The organism is Pseudomonas sp. NPDC087185 (assembly GCF_044744955.1).
In the GTDB taxonomy this organism is placed as follows: Bacteria; Pseudomonadota; Gammaproteobacteria; order Pseudomonadales; family Pseudomonadaceae; genus Aquipseudomonas.
This window is the reverse complement of the sequence record NZ_JBIUZK010000006.1, coordinates 356,405-372,451: the sequence shown is the minus strand read 5'-3', so window position 1 is coordinate 372,451 and position 16,047 is coordinate 356,405. Positions and strand designations below refer to the sequence as shown.

The following is a 16,047-nucleotide window of genomic DNA, read 5'->3' as shown; positions in this document are numbered from 1 at the left end:
ACCGTCACTCCATTTTTGTATACATGATGTCATCAATTACAAATGTAGAGATATCGTTATGAGTGCAGAATTTTTCTAAGTCAAATCTATTGTTAATGAAGCCCGCGCCGCTGAAATTGAGTGATGTATTGCATAAAACCCCAGTGCCGCTGAGTTTTTTGAAGGTTTTCAGTAGACTGTAAAGTGTGGGGTTGTCCTCAGAAGTGACAGTCTGAACGCGAGCGGTGCCGTCGGCATGAGTGATAGCTTGAAGTCTTGGGTTTATCACTTTGTAGAATGACAGCATGTACTTGCTGGATTTGCAGTTTTCAAAATGTAACGGTGCATCTTTCTCTAGACATATTGGTGCTATAGGTCGGTAGTTTCCTCTCTGTTTTAGTTTGTTCAATCTTTGCGTGGTTGTCTTAGAGAACGGGGATGCCAATATCGAACGATTGCCTAGTGCTCTTGGGCCAATTTCACAACGCCCCTGTATCCAACAGATTATTTCCCCTTCAAGCATTTTTTTGCAAATTGTGTGAGGCTGGAGTGGGGAAGGATTATAGGAGGACCTTGTAGTAGAGTTTTGCTCGAGTAAGAAGGGTTGACCTGAATAAACACTCCATTTCAAGCCACACCGTCCAGTTAATAGTTTCTGCGCCAGCGCAGCTGCCCCGATAGCCACACCAGTGTCATTGGTGCAGGGTGGGACGAATACCTCCGAAAACACGCCGCTCTCTTCCCACTTTCTATTCCAGTCGCAGTTTAAACCGCATCCGCCGGAGATTAATAATGGGATTTTCTTTTTTATGTGCGGAAGTGTTTTGGATCTTATATATTCGAATAGTGCATTAGATATTTTCTTTGCAAGGTCGCAGAAGGGTTGGCTGTGCGGGCCGATATTATAGTATTTGGAGTCTATAAAGTCGGATTTTGAAAAAGTATCTATAGGAGAAGAGGGGGCGATTAGGTAGTCGAGCACGCGTTGTTCGTCTCTGCTCGTTCGGGAGTGGTTGCCAAGGCCAGCAAGCGCCATCATTTTTCCCGCGTCGCCCAAGCGGCAGTAACCTTTGGGCAGGTTGAAATGTGGGTCAGCTATCCCAAATGCAAAGGAGTATCTGAGACCAGGGCTTTGAATGATATTCTCAAGGCATTTGACTTGTAGGTCTTGGTTGATGTAGTAGAGGCTGCCAATAAATCCTTCCAGTAGAAGAACATAACAGTCGGAAATGTCTGCATGCTTTGATAATGCATATGAGCATATTATGTGCGAGAGTTCGTGGCTGCAGTAGACCCATGTCATGTTGTTGTTGAATTTGGTGCTGTAGCCTAGGCCAAGATATCCCCCGTCGATCGGATCATTTCGAGGGTCATGCCCTTTCGCCCAGCCACTTATGGCTATTGCATCATATTCATTGTTGATCGATGTGAGGAATTTTAAAAGGTCGCTGGGGGAGTTGGATGAATACCTGGGGTTATTGTCCTTTTCAGCTTCGTAACTAAATACCAGTTTGTTGTTTTCGATTAGGCAAATTTGACCATCGTGACCGATATTATAACTTACGATTCTCATGAGTATTCCTTGGCTTGATCCAAAACAGGTACATGTCTGAAAAAAATGTGGGGTTCACCGACTCAAATATGTGCCACTTGTGAAATAAGTCTCTCAGGTCGTCTCCACTATTAAATTTTGTAAAGAAGGGGGCGTGGGGGTGATAAGTTTCGAATCCGCAAAAATCTAGGTTGTATGTCCGGAGAAGGTCGTAAATTCTTTTTGGGGTATAGCTATCTTCATAGGGATTGAATAAGAGATCCATGCACCCTTGGTGAGAGAAAAAATCTCTCGACCAGATGATGCTCTTCATTTCGTTAGGATATTGAGTTTGGGCAAGCTTCCTTATTGCCATAAGATTTTCTGGAGAGTACGCTATTTTGTGTTCGCTGCATTTCTTCTTTAAGGTTTCAATGGATGTTCTAGCTGTCTTGCTATAGAGGCCGAGCTTTATGATTCCGTCTCTGTGTAGCGCCATCAACAGAGCTTTGATACATCTGGAAGGTTGCTTGAGGTGGTGTAAAACTCCAATGCATTCAATTATGTGGAACTTTATTTTAAGGGTTGATATGTCGAAAATGCTACAATGGATAAAGCTGACATTTTCAATGTCGTGCTTCTGTTTCATTGCGTTGGCGAATTGCAGGCTTGATAAACTTATGTCTATTCCAAATATTTGAGCGTCTGGATAGTTGAGAGCCATCTGAATTGCATGGCGGCCTGTCCCGCAACCCGCAATCAGTATTTTGGCTTTAGGCGAACGCTTATTCGTGTTGATCAGTCCGGTTGTGGAGAAGTAATCGTAAGTTGTGCTGGGTGTATGGTGTGGTAAATATGTCCATTTTGGATAAGGGTTTGATTCGTAGAATGATCGAAGAGGGTCTCCGGTGGTCTCGTGGACAAGCCTATTAAGAGACTGGTTCTGTCCCCTCGGTTTTCGGATATGTAATTTTAATGTGATTCGGTTGCTCGAAGTTGTCTGGCATGATTTATGGTCGTAAGTGTTGAAGGTGTGTTGTGATAAGTGGTGTTGAGCGTCAATAACTTCGGATAGCAAGGATTGAGTCTGTTTGTCGAGCTCGGATGAGTATTCTTTTGAGCGTTCGAGTAGATCCTCAAGTATAGGGTTGGTAATGATCTGAGTTTTTAGAACTTGAAATGAAAATTTATATTCGAGCAAGTGTGCTGCGAGTTTCGATGGCCAATTGGCTTCTGAAGAGTCTATAGTTGAGCCTGTGAATAAATGCTTATAGTAAACGTGTGACAGTAATTCAAAATCAATTTTTTCAATGGTGGAAATTTTTTCTAGTGTTAGTAATGTTTGCTTATTGATGGTATTTACGGTGACGCTGGACAGCAGGTCTAGATAATTCACTGCGATTTCATAACTTGTAGAGTCTTCTGACTCTATAGCTTTTTCGTACGCCCAGAGACCTAGGTTGATTTTTTTGATCGAGTGGCAGGCACGTGCCAAGTTTCTGTAGTATATGTGGGCGTTTTTTGTTTCGTTGTTTAATTGCAAACAGGCTTTTCTGTAGAGCTCGATAGATCTTTCTGTGTCTCCTATTTGTTCGCAAAGTGCGCCAAAATTGTTAAGTGTCTTTATGTTGTTTTTGTCAAGGCTAAGACTTTTTTTGTATGCCGCTGCTGAACGAGTAAGCTGTTGATTGTTGAAAAGCCCGTCGCCTACTCTTCGTTCGATTTCGGAGGCTTCGTGACGCAGCTGCGTATTGTCCATGTGAGAACGAGCTCCTATATTAGTTTCTGCATATTAGGAGAGATAGGATCTGAATAACCAGGGCCGCTAGCCATTACGAAGAGGGAGTGTTCGTTGATACCGTCTACTTCCAATAACTTATTGAGCATGTCGTCGATGAAGTACCCGCTGATCCAAGTGTTCAACTTATACGCTGTTGCCGATAAATTGAAAGTCTGAGAGAGATGGCCAACCTCCATTAGAGCTGATCGGTATGCTCTTGAGTGAGGATATTTCCACCAGAGCTTGTCAAACCTAGACGTCATGGCTATAAGGAAGGATGCATCTGTGGCAAATGTTTGATGGCATAATGTTTTACTCAGATCGACGATATCATTTTTGATGAGGGATAATGCATGATCTTGTGGTCTATAATGATAAACACCTTTCTCAAGCCCTTGGACGTTAAGTGCAATGAGATAAGCTTCTGTAGCTTGTAGGCAACCGGCGCTAGGTGATGAACGTCTATAGCCAATGGTTTTTATTCCGCGCGCGGCCAATGCCTCTTCATGCGTGTCCCCATGAAACTTGCCAAAAGTGGTGAATAATAAGTCCGAAACAATTTTTAAATTGGTGTCTAAACATTTGAAATGGCGGCTGGTTTTTCTATTTTTTAGTGTGCTCAGTAATGAAGACTCTAGCTCTATTAAACATGGGTTAGGTAAGCTTATTACAGCTCCAGTCCGCTCTATGTGAATCGGAGGTATGTTGGCGGAGATACTCTCGCAAAAATCTATGTAAGCAGCCTCTGGATTCTCTGAATCATTAGACAAGTCGCACGGGAAATTGTGTTTTGTACCCAAATGGAAGATCTTTGCGATCTCGTCCCATCCCCATTGTTGGCGTGGATTTTCACTCGCCTTGTCAAACGTTGCCAGCTCTAGTATGCCAGCGTCGATGAGTTCTTCGTCGATGCTGTCAGTGGCGGAGCGGTAGTCTGATAAGGTTGTTAGTTCGTAAATTCTATCCAAATATTTTTTGTCGTAAATCTGGTATTGCTCGCCATTCGTCAAATTCCATAGAGCGAACACGCCTTTTTTCACAGTGAAGACGATGTCTTCGTTTAGCTGGTATTTTTTCATTTTGCCCTCGTTTTTATTTTCTTATGGTCCTGGGCAGGCGCGCACTGCCCAGGTTGCGGATTAATCCACCAGTGCTTTTACATGATCAAATCGAGCTACAAGGATGTGATAGGCGTTGTTGGACAACGCGCTAAGGTGGCTCTGCAATGTGACCTTTTTCATAGTTAGTTCCTAATTTTGTTGTGGAAGTCGGCGTGACTTCGCAGGTAAGAATAATTTCCATGTTGTGGAAGTCAACCGTATATGAAGGTAGGAAAATTTTGAGTGGAGGGTAGGAATTTTCCGTGATATTAAAAACATTAATTTCAGGCGCTTGGATGTTTTCCACGCATTAATGCACATAAAAACGTCTGATTTTTTCGGGGTGCGCCAGTTTCTCAGAGGAGTAATTTTTCAGCAAAAACTGACCCACAGGTTTAAACTCTGTGTTCCCTTCACAGGAGCAGAGCAGTGTTGACTCATCTTGATTCCCAGGGGCGCGCCAACATGGTCGACGTCACTGAAAAGGCCGTGACCGAGCGCGAGGCCGTTGCCGAAGCGCGGGTGCGCATGTTGCCGCAGACCTTGCAGATGATCGTCGACGGTGAGCACCCCAAGGGCGATGTGTTCGCCGTGGCGCGCATTGCCGGTATCCAGGCGGCGAAGAAGACCAGCGACCTGATCCCGCTGTGCCATCCGCTGATGCTGACCAGCGTCAAGGTCGAGCTCAGCGCCGAAGGCGCGGATGCCGTGCGCATCGTCGCCCGCTGCAAGCTGGCCGGACAGACCGGTGTGGAGATGGAAGCACTGACCGCCGCCAGCGTCGCCGCGCTGACGATCTACGACATGTGCAAGGCCGTGGACAAGGGCATGGTCATCGAGCAGGTGCGCCTGCTGGAGAAACTCGGCGGCAAGAGCGGCCACTACAAGGTGGAGGCGTGATGAAGGTTCATGTGGTGTTCTTCGCCCGTTATCGTGAAGTGCTTGGGGCTGAAGCCAAGGTACTGGAAGGTCAGTTCGATGTGCTGGACGATGTGCGCAAGGCCCTGATTGCCAAGGGTGAAGCCTATGAGGTCCTGAATGATCAGAACCTGATGTGCGCGCGCAATCAGGAGCTGTGCAAGCTTCATGAGCCAGTGGGCGAGGGCGATGAAGTTGCATTCTTCCCACCGGTCACCGGAGGCTGAGCATGGCCGTTCGAGTACAGCAAACGGCGTTCGACCCAGGCGCTGAGGTCAATGCCATGCACGCCGCCAATGTCGGTGTGGGCGCCGTGGTCGGCTTTGTCGGCTATGTGCGTGATTTCAACGAGGGTCGGGACGTGGCGGGGATGTTCCTCGAACATTACCCAGGCATGACCGAGAAAGCCCTGGCCAAGATCGTGGTCGAGGCCGAGCAGCGCTGGCCGTTGCTGAAGGTCGAGGTGTTGCATCGTATTGGTGCACTGGAGCCGGGGGAGCCGATTGTGTTCGTCGGCGTGGCCAGTGCCCATCGGCAGGCGGCGTTCGATGCCTGCAATTTCATCATGGATTACTTGAAGACCCGGGCGCCGTTCTGGAAGAAGGAGAACACCCAAGAAGGGCCGCGGTGGGTGGAAGGCAAGCAGAGCGACCAGGATGCGGCGGGGCGCTGGTAAGCCCTGATTGGATGGCCGGGGCCTTGCCCCGGCTTGCCGGCGATTGGGCTGCAAAGCAGCCCCCGCTATCAATGATGCTTGCGCGGCACCGGCTTGAGCAGCTCATCCGGCGGCATCTCGCACTTGATCTTGCGCCCCAGCAGCGCTTCGATCGCCGGCAGCTGGTAGGAGTCATCCTCCCCGGCAAAGCTGATCGACACACCACTGGTCCCGGCGCGGCCGGTACGGCCAATGCGGTGCACGTAATCATCCGGATCTTCCGGCAGGGTGAAGTTGATCACGTGGCTGATCCCATCAATGTGAATCCCACGCCCTGCCACGTCGGTGGCAACCAGCACGGTGATGCGGCCTTCGCGGAAGCTCTCCAGGGTGCGGATACGCTTGTGCTGCGGCACGTCGCCGGACAGCTGGGCGGCATTGATGCCGTCGCGCACCAGTTTTTCCTCGATGCGCCGCACTTCGTCCTTGCGGTTGGCGAACACCATCACCCGTTCCCACTTCTGCTCGGTCACCAGGTTGTACAGCAGCTTGTACTTGTCGCTGCCGGCTACCGCGTACACATGCTGCTCGACGGTTTCGCTGGCGACGTTTTCCGGCTCGATCTCGACGATCGCAGGGTCGGTGGTCCACTGCTTGGCCAGGTTCATCACGTCATCGGTGAAGGTGGCGGAGAACAGCAGTGTCTGGCGCTCGCTCTTCGGTGGGGTCTGGCGGATGATCTGCCGTACCTGCGGGATGAAGCCCATGTCGAGCATGCGGTCGGCTTCGTCCAGCACCATCACTTCGACCATGTCCAGGTGCACGTCGCCGCGCTGGTTGAAGTCTAGCAAGCGGCCCGGGGTGGCCACCAGGATGTCGCAGTGGCGCGCTTCCAAGGACTTGAGCTGTTTGTCGAAGTCCATGCCGCCGACGAACGTCATGACGTTCAGGCCGGTGTACTTGGTCAGGGCAGCAGCGTCCTTGGCGATCTGTACCACCAGCTCGCGGGTCGGCGCGATGATCAACGCGCGCGGCTCGCCCATGTAGCGCTCCTTGGGCGGTGGGGTCTGCTGCAGCTGGGAGATGATCGAAATGAGGAACGCGGCGGTCTTGCCGGTGCCGGTCTGGGCCCGGCCGATGGCGTCCTGGCCACGCAGGGTGTAACCCAGCACCTGGGCCTGGATCGGCGTGCAGTACGGGAAGCCCAGGTCGTGGATGGCGTGCATCACCTCGTTGGACAGCTTGAAGTCGTGGAAGCGGGTCTTGCCTTCCTGCGGCTCGACCACGAAGTCTTCAGGCTTCCACAAGCTGGCCTGGGGTTTGGGCTTGCGTTCGCGGCGCGGTTTTTCCTTGGCCGGTTTGTCGGCAACGGGCGCGGCGACGGCCGTTTCGGCGTGGGCGGCGGCTGCGGGTTTGGCGCGCGGCGGCGCAGGCTGCGGCTCGGGCTGAGCCACGGGGGCCGCGGCGGGCGCGGGCGGCGTGACGCTGGCAGCAGGAGCGACGGCCTGAGGCGCGGCGTCTCCCTTGCCGAATATTTTTTTAAGTGCCTTGAGCACGATCGTCTCATCAACTGATTAAGGAATGTACGCCGGGCAGTGTAATGCAAGATCCGGGCGCGGCGTAGCGGAATAGGCCCACAACTACATGAGAGCCTGCTTATTGCAGCTGCTTGCTCAACCAGTCGTGGATGTCGCTCAGCTCTTCGACCACCACTTCGTGTTCCATCGGGTATTCCTGCCAGCGTGCGGCCACGCCCCAGGTGTTCAGGTACTCGAAGGCAGTGCGGCCCATGGACGGGATTACCACCGGGTCGTGCACACCGTGCAGGCACAGGGCCGGGGTGCGCTGTTGGCAGGCGCTCAGCTGGTGGCTGTCATTGAAGGTCGGGGCATAGGTGGACAACGCAATCACGCCGCCTAGCGCTTCTTGCCACTTTATATAAGCCGTGTGCAGCACCACGGCGCCGCCCTGGGAGAAACCAGCCAGGATGATCCGCGCCAAATCGATGCCTTTGGCCCGCTCGGCCTCGATCAGGCCGATGATCTGATCGGCCGAGGCTTCCAGCTGGGCTTCGTCGATGGCGCGGGCCGGGGTCATGGCCTTGATGTCATACCAGCTGGGCATGGCATAGCCGCCGTTGATCGTCACCGGCCGGGTGGGCGCCTGGGGCATGACGAAACGGGTGGTGAGCAGGCGCTCCTGCATGAATTCGGCCACAGGTAGGAAGTCGTAACGGTCGGCGCCCAGGCCGTGCAACCAGATCACACAGGCATCTGCGGTTTTCTGTGGTTCGAGAATCAGCGGGTTGGTCATGACTGCTCCGAAAGTGTGCGTGCCTTGTTACGTAGTGCGTAGAAAAGAGGCGTAAGTATTGATTGTCAGAAAAAGAATGTCGCAACGATACAACTTTTCCTACTTGACGACTGCTTAAACGCTACAGCGTCTAACTGTGGTACGCGGTTTGCTATGGAACCTTCGCTGCGAAGGGATAAACCCAGACGGTAACACCCTTTGCTCGCGAAGGCTGTCACAGAACAGTCCATTGCGCCAAGTGACCCAATAACAAGCCAACACGGGTCGGATGCGCCTCAAAAGGGTGCGGTGCAATTCCGGCTCGGTACAACAAGAGCGATTTGGAGGTTGTGAATGAAGATGTTGAAAACCACCCTGGCAGTCCTCACCGCTGCCGCCGCGCTGGGCGCCGTGAGCACCGCCCAGGCCGGCGCCACCCTCGATGCGGTCAAGAAAAAGGGCTTCGTCCAGTGTGGCGTGAGCGACGGTCTTCCTGGCTTCTCGGTACCTGATGCCCAGGGCAAGATCGTCGGTATCGACGCCGACGTCTGCCGCGCGGTGGCCGCTGCCGTATTCGGCGATGCGACCAAGGTCAAGTTCAGCCAGCTCAACGCCAAGGAGCGCTTTACTGCGCTGCAGTCCGGCGAAGTCGACGTGCTGTCGCGCAACACCACCTGGACCAGCTCGCGCGATGCCGGCATGGGCCTGGTGTTTGCCGGTGTCACCTACTATGACGGCGTGGGCTTCCTGGTCAACAAGAAGCTCGGTGTTTCCAGCGCCAAGGAACTCGATGGCGCGACCATCTGCATCCAGGCCGGCACTACCACCGAACTGAACGTTTCCGACTACTTCCGCGCCAATGGCCTGAAGTACACCCCGATCACCTTCGATACGTCCGACGAGAGCGCCAAGTCGCTGGAATCCGGTCGTTGCGACGTGCTGACTTCGGACAAGTCGCAGCTGTTCGCCCAGCGCTCCAAGCTGGCCGCACCGACCGACTATGTAGTGTTGCCGGAAACCATCTCCAAGGAACCTCTGGGCCCAGTGGTGCGCAAAGGCGACGAGGAGTGGTTCAGCATCGTCAAGTGGACCCTGTTCGCCATGCTCAATGCCGAAGAGGCGGGCATCACCTCGAAGACTGTCGAGGCTGAAGCCAAGTCCACCAAGAACCCGGACAACGCCCGCTTGCTCGGCGCTGACGGTGAGTACGGCAAGGACCTCAAGCTGCCCAAGGACTGGGTAGTGCAGATCGTCAAGCAAGTCGGCAACTATGGCGAAGTGTTCGAGAAGAACCTTGGCAAAGACACCGACCTGAAGATCGACCGTGGCATGAACGCCCTGTGGAACAACGGCGGCATCCAGTACGCGCCACCTGTGCGCTGATGGTTGCCCCCTGCGGCGGCATCCCGCCGCCGCAGGCTGTTCGAATCCCTACTGTCCGGGGCACTTCATGCAAAATCGAATCGGCGCACAAAAGGGGCTATCCCTGAACGATCCGCGTGTGCGCGCGTGGCTGTTCCAGGTTCTCACGATCGTCTTCGTGGTGGGCCTGGGCTGGTACCTGTTCCACAACACGCAAACCAACCTGCAGCACCGGGGTATCACCTCCGGTTTCGACTTCCTCGACCGCAGTGCCGGCTTCGGCATCGCCCAGCATCTGATCCCCTATGTGGAGTCCGACAGCTACGCGCGGGTGTTCGTCATCGGCCTGCTCAATACCCTGTTGGTGACCTTCATCGGTGTCATCCTGGCGACGATCCTGGGGTTCATCATCGGTGTGGCGCGCCTGTCACCGAACTGGATGATCAACAAGCTGGCGACGGTTTATGTGGAGACTTTCCGCAATATCCCGCCGCTGCTACAGATCCTGTTCTGGTACTTCGCGGTGTTCCTGACCCTGCCGGGGCCACGGGGCAGCATCAACATCGACGACCTGTTCTTCATCAGCAACCGCGGCCTGAACATGCCCGGTGCCTCCATGGCCGACGGCTTCTGGCCGTTCGTCATTGCCGTAGCGCTGGCGATCGTGGCCATCGTGGTGATGGTGCGGTATGCCAACAAACGCTTCAACGAGACCGGCGAGCCGTTCCACAAGTTCTGGGTGGGGCTGGCATTGCTGCTGGCCATTCCGGGCCTGTGTGCACTGCTGTTCGGTAGCCCCGTGCACTGGGAAGTTCCGGAGCTCAAGGGCTTCAACTTCGTGGGCGGCTGGGTGCTGATCCCCGAACTGCTGGCACTCACCCTGGCGTTGACTATCTATACAGCAGCGTTCATCGCCGAGATCGTGCGTTCCGGTATTCGCTCGGTCAGCCATGGCCAGACCGAAGCGGCCCGTTCGCTCGGCCTGCGCGAAGGCCCGACACTGCGCAAGGTGATCATCCCCCAGGCACTGCGGGTGATCATTCCGCCGCTGACCAGCCAATACCTGAACCTGGCGAAGAACTCGTCGCTGGCGGCCGGTATCGGCTACCCGGAGATGGTCTCGCTGTTTGCCGGCACCGTGCTCAATCAAACCGGCCAGGCCATCGAGGTGATTGCCATCACCATGAGTGTCTATCTCGCCATCAGCATCAGCATTTCGCTGCTGATGAACTGGTACAACAAGCGCATTGCGCTGATCGAGCGGTGAGGATACGCCCGTGAATGCTCATGTTTTCAAACCTGACATGCCGCCACCGGTGAAAACCGTCGGCGTGCTCGCCTGGATGCGTGCCAACCTGTTCTCCAGTTGGCTCAACACCTTGCTGACCCTGTTCGCGGTGTACCTGGTATGGCTGATCGTGCCGCCGCTGGTGCAGTGGGCGTTGATCGACGCCAACTGGGTCGGTACCACCCGCGCCGACTGCACCAAGGAGGGCGCCTGCTGGGTGTTCATCCAGCAGCGCTTTGGCCAGTTCATGTATGGCTACTACCCGGCCGAGTTGCGCTGGCGCGTGGACCTGACCGTGTGGCTTGCCGTGCTTGGCGCGGCGCCGCTGTTCATCAAGCGTTTCCCGCGCAAGGCCGTTTACGGCCTGGGCTTCCTGGTGTTGTACCCGGTCCTCGCCTACACGCTGTTGCACGGCGGGTACCTGGGCCTGGAAAGCGTACCGACCAGCCAGTGGGGCGGGCTGATGCTGACCCTGGTGATTGCCACCGTGGGCATCGTCGGCGCCTTGCCGCTGGGTATTTTGCTGGCCCTTGGCCGGCGTTCGCGGATGCCGGCAGTGAAGGTGGTCTGCGTGACCTTCATCGAGTTCTGGCGGGGTGTGCCGTTGATCACCGTGCTGTTCATGTCATCGGTGATGCTGCCGTTGTTCCTGCCCGAAGGCATGAGCTTCGACAAGCTGCTGCGGGCCATGATCGGCGTGATCCTGTTCCAGTCGGCGTACATCGCCGAGGTGGTACGCGGCGGCCTGCAGGCCATCCCCAAGGGGCAATACGAGGCGGCCGCGGCCATGGGCCTGGGCTACTGGCGTTCGATGGGCCTGGTGATCCTGCCGCAGGCCCTGAAGCTGGTGATCCCTGGCATCGTCAACACCTTCATCGCCCTGTTCAAGGACACCAGCCTGGTGATCATCATCGGCCTGTTCGACCTGCTCAACAGCGTCAAGCAAGCCGCCGCCGACCCGGCCTGGCTGGGCATGGCCACCGAGGGCTATGTATTTGCGGCCCTGGTGTTCTGGATCTTCTGTTTCGGTATGTCCCGCTACTCCATGCACCTGGAGCGCAAGCTGGACACTGGCCACAAGCGTTAGGAGTTTCGAAATGAGTGAAGCGATCAAGCAGCCTGCCGGCCCCGAAGGCATCATCCAGATGCAGGGCGTGAATAAATGGTACGGCCAGTTCCATGTGCTCAAGGACATCAACCTGAACGTGCGTCAGGGCGAGCGCATCGTGTTGTGCGGGCCGTCCGGCTCGGGCAAGTCCACCACCATCCGCTGCCTCAACCGCCTGGAAGAGCACCAGCAGGGCCGCATCGTGGTCGATGGCGTGGAGCTGACCAATGACCTCAAGCAGATCGAGGCGATCCGCCGTGAAGTGGGCATGGTGTTCCAGCACTTCAACCTGTTCCCGCACCTGACCATCCTCGAAAACTGCACCCTGGCGCCCATGTGGGTGCGCAAGATGCCGCGGCGCAAGGCCGAGGAAATTGCCATGCACTACTTGGAGCGGGTACGTATTCCGGAGCAGGCGCACAAGTTCCCGGGGCAGTTGTCCGGTGGCCAGCAGCAGCGCGTGGCGATTGCCCGGGCGCTGTGCATGAAGCCGAAGATCATGCTGTTCGACGAGCCGACCTCGGCGCTGGACCCGGAGATGGTCAAGGAAGTGCTCGACACCATGGTCGGCCTGGCCGAAGACGGCATGACCATGCTCTGCGTGACCCACGAGATGGGCTTTGCCCGCACCGTGGCGAACCGGGTGATCTTCATGGACAAGGGCGAGATCGTGGAGCAGGCGGCGCCGGACGATTTCTTCGACCGGCCGCGCAGTGACCGGACCAAGCTGTTCTTAAGCCAGATCCTGCACTGATGCAATGGGGGCTGCAAAGCAGCCCCCATTTACGGTCTTACTTTTCTTCTTCCTTGGGTGCTGCCGGAGCAGGTGGTGGTCGCAGCCCCACCTCGGCAATCAGCTTCAGCTGCTGCCCGTTGCGCATCACCTCGATGGTGATCTTCTCGTTGGGCTTGATGCGTGCCACCTGGTTCATCGACTTGCGACCGTCACCGGCCGGCTCGCCATTGATGCTGAGGATCACGTCACCCAGCTGCAACCCGGCTTTCTGCGCCGGGCCGTCGCGGAAGATCCCCGCCACCACGATACCCGGGCGCCCCTGCATGCCGAACGACTCGGCCAGCTCCTGGCTCAGCGGTTGTACTTCGATCCCCAGCCAGCCACGGATCACTTGGCCATGCTCGACGATCGACTTCATCACTTCCAGTGCCAGCTTGACCGGGATGGCGAAGCCGATGCCCTGCGAGCCGCCGGACTTGGAGAAGATCGCCGTGTTGATGCCGACCAGGTTGCCGTTGGCATCGACCAGCGCACCGCCGGAGTTGCCGGGGTTGATCGCCGCGTCGGTCTGGATGAAGTCTTCGTAGTTGTTCAGGCCCAGCTGGTTGCGGCCGGTGGCGCTGATGATGCCCATGGTGACGGTCTGGCCGACGCCAAAGGGGTTGCCGATGGCCAGGGTGACGTCACCGATGTGGATATTGTCGGAGCGGCCGATGGTGATCGCCGGCAGGCTCTTGAGGTCGATCTTCAATACCGCGAGGTCGGTTTCGGGGTCGCTGCCGATCACCCGGGCAAGGGTTTCGCGGCCGTCCTTGAGCGCCACGACGATCTGGTCGGCGCCGCTGGTGACGTGGTTGTTGGTCAGCAGGTAGCCCTCGGGGCTCATGATCACCGCCGAGCCCAGGCTCGATTCCCAACGCCGCTGCTTGGGCAGGTTGTCGCCGAAGAAGCGGCGGAACTGCGGGTCTTCGAACAGCGGGTGCGAGCTCTTGTTCACCACCTTGGTGGTGTACAGGTTGACTACCGCTGGCGCGGCGAGTGTCACGGCATCGGCGTATGACACCGGGCCCTGCATGATCTGCGTGGTCTGCGGTGCCTGTTGCAGGTTGACGTCCTGGCTGGGTAGGCCGACCCATTGCGGGAAGCGCTGGATGATCAGCATGGCGATCAGAATGCCGGTGAGCAGGGGCCAGCCAAAGTAACGCAAAGCCTTGAACATGAACGAATCCTGGGAGTGAGCGAGGGCCATGGTGGCGCGACGGGGCGCAAGCGCGCGCGATCATACACCGGTTTCCCCAACGCCGGCGACGGCCCATAATGGCGGCCATTATACGGGCGTTACTCCCGTTGAACGTGCAGATTTCGAGGAGATTTTCCATGGCCGTCGCCCTCAATACCCTGGTCGAGGAAGCCGAGCGCTACCTGGACAGTGCGAAAATCCAGGATTACTGCCCCAATGGCCTGCAGGTCGAGGGCCGGCCGCAGGTCAGCCGCATCGTCAGCGGCGTCACCGCCAGCCAGGCGCTGCTGGATGCGGCGGTCGAGGTCGGGGCCGACCTGGTGCTGGTGCACCACGGTTACTTCTGGAAGGGTGAGAACCCGTGCATCACCGGGATCAAGCAGCGTCGACTGAAAACACTGCTCAAGCACGACATGAGTCTGCTGGCGTTTCACCTGCCCTTGGATGTGCACCCGGACGTCGGCAACAACGTGCAACTGGCACGGCAACTGGACATTACCGTGGAAGGGCCGCTTGACCCTGAGAACCCCAAGGTAGTCGGGCTGGTCGGCTCGCTGGCCGAGCCGATGACCGCGCGGGATTTTGCCCGTCGGGTACAGGAAGTCATGGGGCGTGAGCCGCTGCTGGTAGAAGGTGAGGCAATGATCCGTCGAGTCGGCTGGTGCACCGGCGGCGGGCAGGGCTATATCGACACCGCGATTGCTGCGGGGGTGGACTTGTTCATCAGTGGCGAGGCGTCCGAGCAGACCTACCACAGTGCCCGCGAAAACGGCGTCAGCTTCATTGCCGCCGGGCACCATGCCACCGAGCGTTACGGTGTGCAGGCGCTGGGGGATTACCTGGCCCGGCGGTTTGCCGTGGAGCACGTGTTCATCGATTGCCCGAACCCGATCTGAGGACTGCATCGGCCTCTTCGCGGGCAAGCCCGCTCCACAGGATTGTTGGCGACACAGAATCTGTGGGGGCGGGCTTGCACGCGAATAGCCCGCCCTGCGGGCCAAACCCCCAGTCATATCGTTAGACCTTTTCGATCTAGCCCGCCGCCTAAATAGAATCAGCCGCTGTGATAAAGTGGCTCGCTCGAACACGGCCCGCAGGCCGTCCATAAGATCGTTTTTCGTGAGTAGCCATGGTCGACAAACTGACGCACTTGAAACAGCTGGAGGCGGAAAGCATCCACATCATCCGCGAGGTGGCAGCCGAGTTCGACAACCCGGTGATGCTGTACTCGATCGGCAAGGATTCCGCCGTGATGCTGCACCTGGCGCGCAAGGCCTTCTTCCCGGGCAAGCTGCCGTTCCCGGTGATGCACGTCGACACCCAGTGGAAATTCCAGGAGATGTACAGCTTCCGCGACAAGATGGTCGAGGAAATGGGCCTGGAGCTGATCACCCACGTCAACCCAGAGGGTGTGGCGCAGGGCATCAACCCGTTCACCCATGGCAGCTCCAAGCACACCGACATCATGAAGACCCAGGGCCTGAAACAGGCGCTGGACAAGCATGGTTTCGACGCCGCCTTCGGCGGTGCCCGCCGCGACGAAGAGAAATCGCGGGCCAAGGAACGTGTGTACTCGTTCCGCGACAGCAAGCACCGCTGGGACCCGAAAAACCAGCGCCCCGAGCTGTGGAACGTGTACAACGGCAAGGTCAACAAGGGCGAGTCGATCCGTGTCTTCCCGCTGTCGAACTGGACCGAGTTGGACATCTGGCAGTACATCTACCTCGAAGGCATCCCGATCGTGCCGCTGTACTTCGCCGCCGAGCGTGAAGTCATCGAGAAAAACGGCACCCTGATCATGATCGACGACGAGCGCATCCTCGAGCACCTCTCCGAGGAAGAGAAAGCCCGCATCGTCAAGAAGAAGGTGCGTTTCCGTACCCTGGGCTGCTACCCGTTGACGGGTGCTGTCGAGTCGGAAGCCGAGACCCTGACGGACATCATTCAGGAAATGCTCCTGACCCGAACGTCCGAACGCCAGGGCCGTGTCATCGACCACGATGGCGCCGGTTCCATGGAAGACAAGAAACGCCAAGGCTACTTCTAATTTCAGGGTTA

Annotated in this window: 15 protein-coding genes; 9 read left to right on the top strand and 6 right to left on the bottom strand. The window is 56.4% G+C overall.

Going from position 1 to position 16,047, the window contains the following annotated elements; all coding sequences use genetic code 11:
* Positions 1–4: 4 nt before the first annotated feature.
* The 3 genes from ACIPIJ_RS21905 to ACIPIJ_RS21895 are packed head-to-tail and all read right to left on the bottom strand — an operon-like array spanning position 5 to position 4,369.
* Positions 5–1,552, bottom strand: coding sequence for a carbamoyltransferase C-terminal domain-containing protein (locus tag ACIPIJ_RS21905; protein WP_401080432.1), 1,548 nt, complete (start codon positions 1,550–1,552; stop codon positions 5–7).
* Positions 1,533–3,269: a methyltransferase domain-containing protein gene (locus ACIPIJ_RS21900; RefSeq protein ID WP_401080430.1), complete on the bottom strand. Its 1,737-nt coding sequence runs from the start codon at positions 3,267–3,269 to the stop codon at positions 1,533–1,535. The genes ACIPIJ_RS21905 and ACIPIJ_RS21900 overlap by 20 nt, the downstream gene beginning before the upstream one ends.
* A 14-nt stretch (positions 3,270–3,283) precedes the next feature.
* On the bottom strand, positions 3,284–4,369 hold the full coding sequence (locus ACIPIJ_RS21895; protein WP_401080428.1) for a SagB/ThcOx family dehydrogenase: 1,086 nt from the start codon (positions 4,367–4,369) through the stop codon (positions 3,284–3,286).
* Positions 4,370–4,819: 450 nt separating this feature from the next.
* Between ACIPIJ_RS21895 and moaC the strand changes: the two genes are divergently transcribed.
* From moaC to moaE, 3 genes are read left to right on the top strand one after another with little or no spacing between them, the layout of a single operon-like run.
* Positions 4,820–5,290 (top strand): cyclic pyranopterin monophosphate synthase MoaC, encoded by a 471-nt coding sequence (gene moaC, locus ACIPIJ_RS21890; RefSeq protein WP_313395558.1) that lies wholly within the window; start codon positions 4,820–4,822, stop codon positions 5,288–5,290.
* Entirely contained in the window at positions 5,290–5,535 is a 246-nt protein-coding gene (locus ACIPIJ_RS21885; RefSeq protein ID WP_401080688.1) for a MoaD/ThiS family protein, read from the top strand. Before moaC ends, ACIPIJ_RS21885 begins: the two co-directional genes overlap by 1 nt.
* A 2-nt stretch (positions 5,536–5,537) precedes the next feature.
* Positions 5,538–5,984, top strand: coding sequence for a molybdopterin synthase catalytic subunit MoaE (gene moaE / locus ACIPIJ_RS21880; RefSeq protein ID WP_401080426.1), 447 nt, complete (start codon positions 5,538–5,540; stop codon positions 5,982–5,984).
* A 68-nt stretch (positions 5,985–6,052) separates the two neighbouring features.
* Here moaE and rhlB read toward each other — a convergent pair whose 3' ends face one another.
* Both rhlB and ACIPIJ_RS21870 read right to left on the bottom strand, forming a co-directional pair.
* A complete protein-coding gene (gene rhlB, locus ACIPIJ_RS21875) occupies positions 6,053–7,519 on the bottom strand; it encodes an ATP-dependent RNA helicase RhlB (RefSeq protein ID WP_401080424.1) in 1,467 nt (488 codons plus the stop codon).
* Positions 7,520–7,619: 100 nt separating this feature from the next.
* A complete protein-coding gene (locus ACIPIJ_RS21870) occupies positions 7,620–8,276 on the bottom strand; it encodes an alpha/beta hydrolase (RefSeq protein WP_401080422.1) in 657 nt (218 codons plus the stop codon).
* Between the two features lie 333 nt (positions 8,277–8,609).
* Here ACIPIJ_RS21870 and ACIPIJ_RS21865 point away from each other — a divergent pair, with 333 nt between their 5' ends.
* The 4 genes from ACIPIJ_RS21865 (at position 8,610) to ACIPIJ_RS21850 (ending at position 12,767) form a co-directional block, all read left to right on the top strand.
* Positions 8,610–9,638, top strand: a complete 1,029-nt coding sequence (locus ACIPIJ_RS21865; protein ID WP_401080420.1) for an amino acid ABC transporter substrate-binding protein — start codon at positions 8,610–8,612, stop codon at positions 9,636–9,638.
* 67 nt (positions 9,639–9,705) lie between these two features.
* Positions 9,706–10,884, top strand: a complete 1,179-nt coding sequence (locus tag ACIPIJ_RS21860) for an amino acid ABC transporter permease (RefSeq protein ID WP_401080418.1) — start codon at positions 9,706–9,708, stop codon at positions 10,882–10,884.
* Between the two features lie 10 nt (positions 10,885–10,894).
* On the top strand, positions 10,895–11,992 hold the full coding sequence (locus ACIPIJ_RS21855) for an amino acid ABC transporter permease (RefSeq protein WP_401080416.1): 1,098 nt from the start codon (positions 10,895–10,897) through the stop codon (positions 11,990–11,992).
* 10 nt (positions 11,993–12,002) lie between these two features.
* Positions 12,003–12,767: an amino acid ABC transporter ATP-binding protein gene (locus ACIPIJ_RS21850; RefSeq protein ID WP_054899237.1), complete on the top strand. Its 765-nt coding sequence runs from the start codon at positions 12,003–12,005 to the stop codon at positions 12,765–12,767.
* 37 nt (positions 12,768–12,804) lie between these two features.
* Here ACIPIJ_RS21850 and algW read toward each other — a convergent pair whose 3' ends face one another.
* A complete protein-coding gene (algW, locus tag ACIPIJ_RS21845) occupies positions 12,805–13,968 on the bottom strand; it encodes a Do family serine endopeptidase AlgW (protein WP_401080415.1) in 1,164 nt (387 codons plus the stop codon).
* A 158-nt stretch (positions 13,969–14,126) separates the two neighbouring features.
* Between algW and ACIPIJ_RS21840 the strand changes: the two genes are divergently transcribed.
* On the top strand, positions 14,127–14,885 hold the full coding sequence (locus ACIPIJ_RS21840) for a Nif3-like dinuclear metal center hexameric protein (RefSeq protein ID WP_401080413.1): 759 nt from the start codon (positions 14,127–14,129) through the stop codon (positions 14,883–14,885).
* A gap of 233 nt (positions 14,886–15,118) precedes the next feature.
* Entirely contained in the window at positions 15,119–16,036 is a 918-nt protein-coding gene (gene cysD / locus ACIPIJ_RS21835) for a sulfate adenylyltransferase subunit CysD (RefSeq protein ID WP_003251799.1), read from the top strand.
* Positions 16,037–16,047 lie beyond the last annotated feature (11 nt).

Bases quoted from the DNA above. Each gene is read 5' to 3' on its own strand.
- ACIPIJ_RS21905 (WP_401080432.1), bottom strand. From the start codon at position 1,552: ATGAGAATCGTAAGTTATAATATCGGTCACGATGGTCAAATTTGCCTA.
- ACIPIJ_RS21900 (WP_401080430.1), bottom strand. From the start codon at position 3,269: ATGGACAATACGCAGCTGCGTCACGAAGCCTCCGAAATCGAACGAAGA.
- ACIPIJ_RS21895 (WP_401080428.1), bottom strand. From the start codon at position 4,369: ATGAAAAAATACCAGCTAAACGAAGACATCGTCTTCACTGTGAAAAAA.
- ACIPIJ_RS21885 (WP_401080688.1), top strand. From the start codon at position 5,290: ATGAAGGTTCATGTGGTGTTCTTCGCCCGTTATCGTGAAGTGCTTGGG.
- moaE (WP_401080426.1), top strand. From the start codon at position 5,538: ATGGCCGTTCGAGTACAGCAAACGGCGTTCGACCCAGGCGCTGAGGTC.
- ACIPIJ_RS21870 (WP_401080422.1), bottom strand. From the start codon at position 8,276: ATGACCAACCCGCTGATTCTCGAACCACAGAAAACCGCAGATGCCTGT.
- ACIPIJ_RS21865 (WP_401080420.1), top strand. From the start codon at position 8,610: ATGAAGATGTTGAAAACCACCCTGGCAGTCCTCACCGCTGCCGCCGCG.
- ACIPIJ_RS21860 (WP_401080418.1), top strand. From the start codon at position 9,706: ATGCAAAATCGAATCGGCGCACAAAAGGGGCTATCCCTGAACGATCCG.
- ACIPIJ_RS21850 (WP_054899237.1), top strand. From the start codon at position 12,003: ATGAGTGAAGCGATCAAGCAGCCTGCCGGCCCCGAAGGCATCATCCAG.
- algW (WP_401080415.1), bottom strand. From the start codon at position 13,968: ATGTTCAAGGCTTTGCGTTACTTTGGCTGGCCCCTGCTCACCGGCATT.
- ACIPIJ_RS21840 (WP_401080413.1), top strand. From the start codon at position 14,127: ATGGCCGTCGCCCTCAATACCCTGGTCGAGGAAGCCGAGCGCTACCTG.
- cysD (WP_003251799.1), top strand. From the start codon at position 15,119: ATGGTCGACAAACTGACGCACTTGAAACAGCTGGAGGCGGAAAGCATC.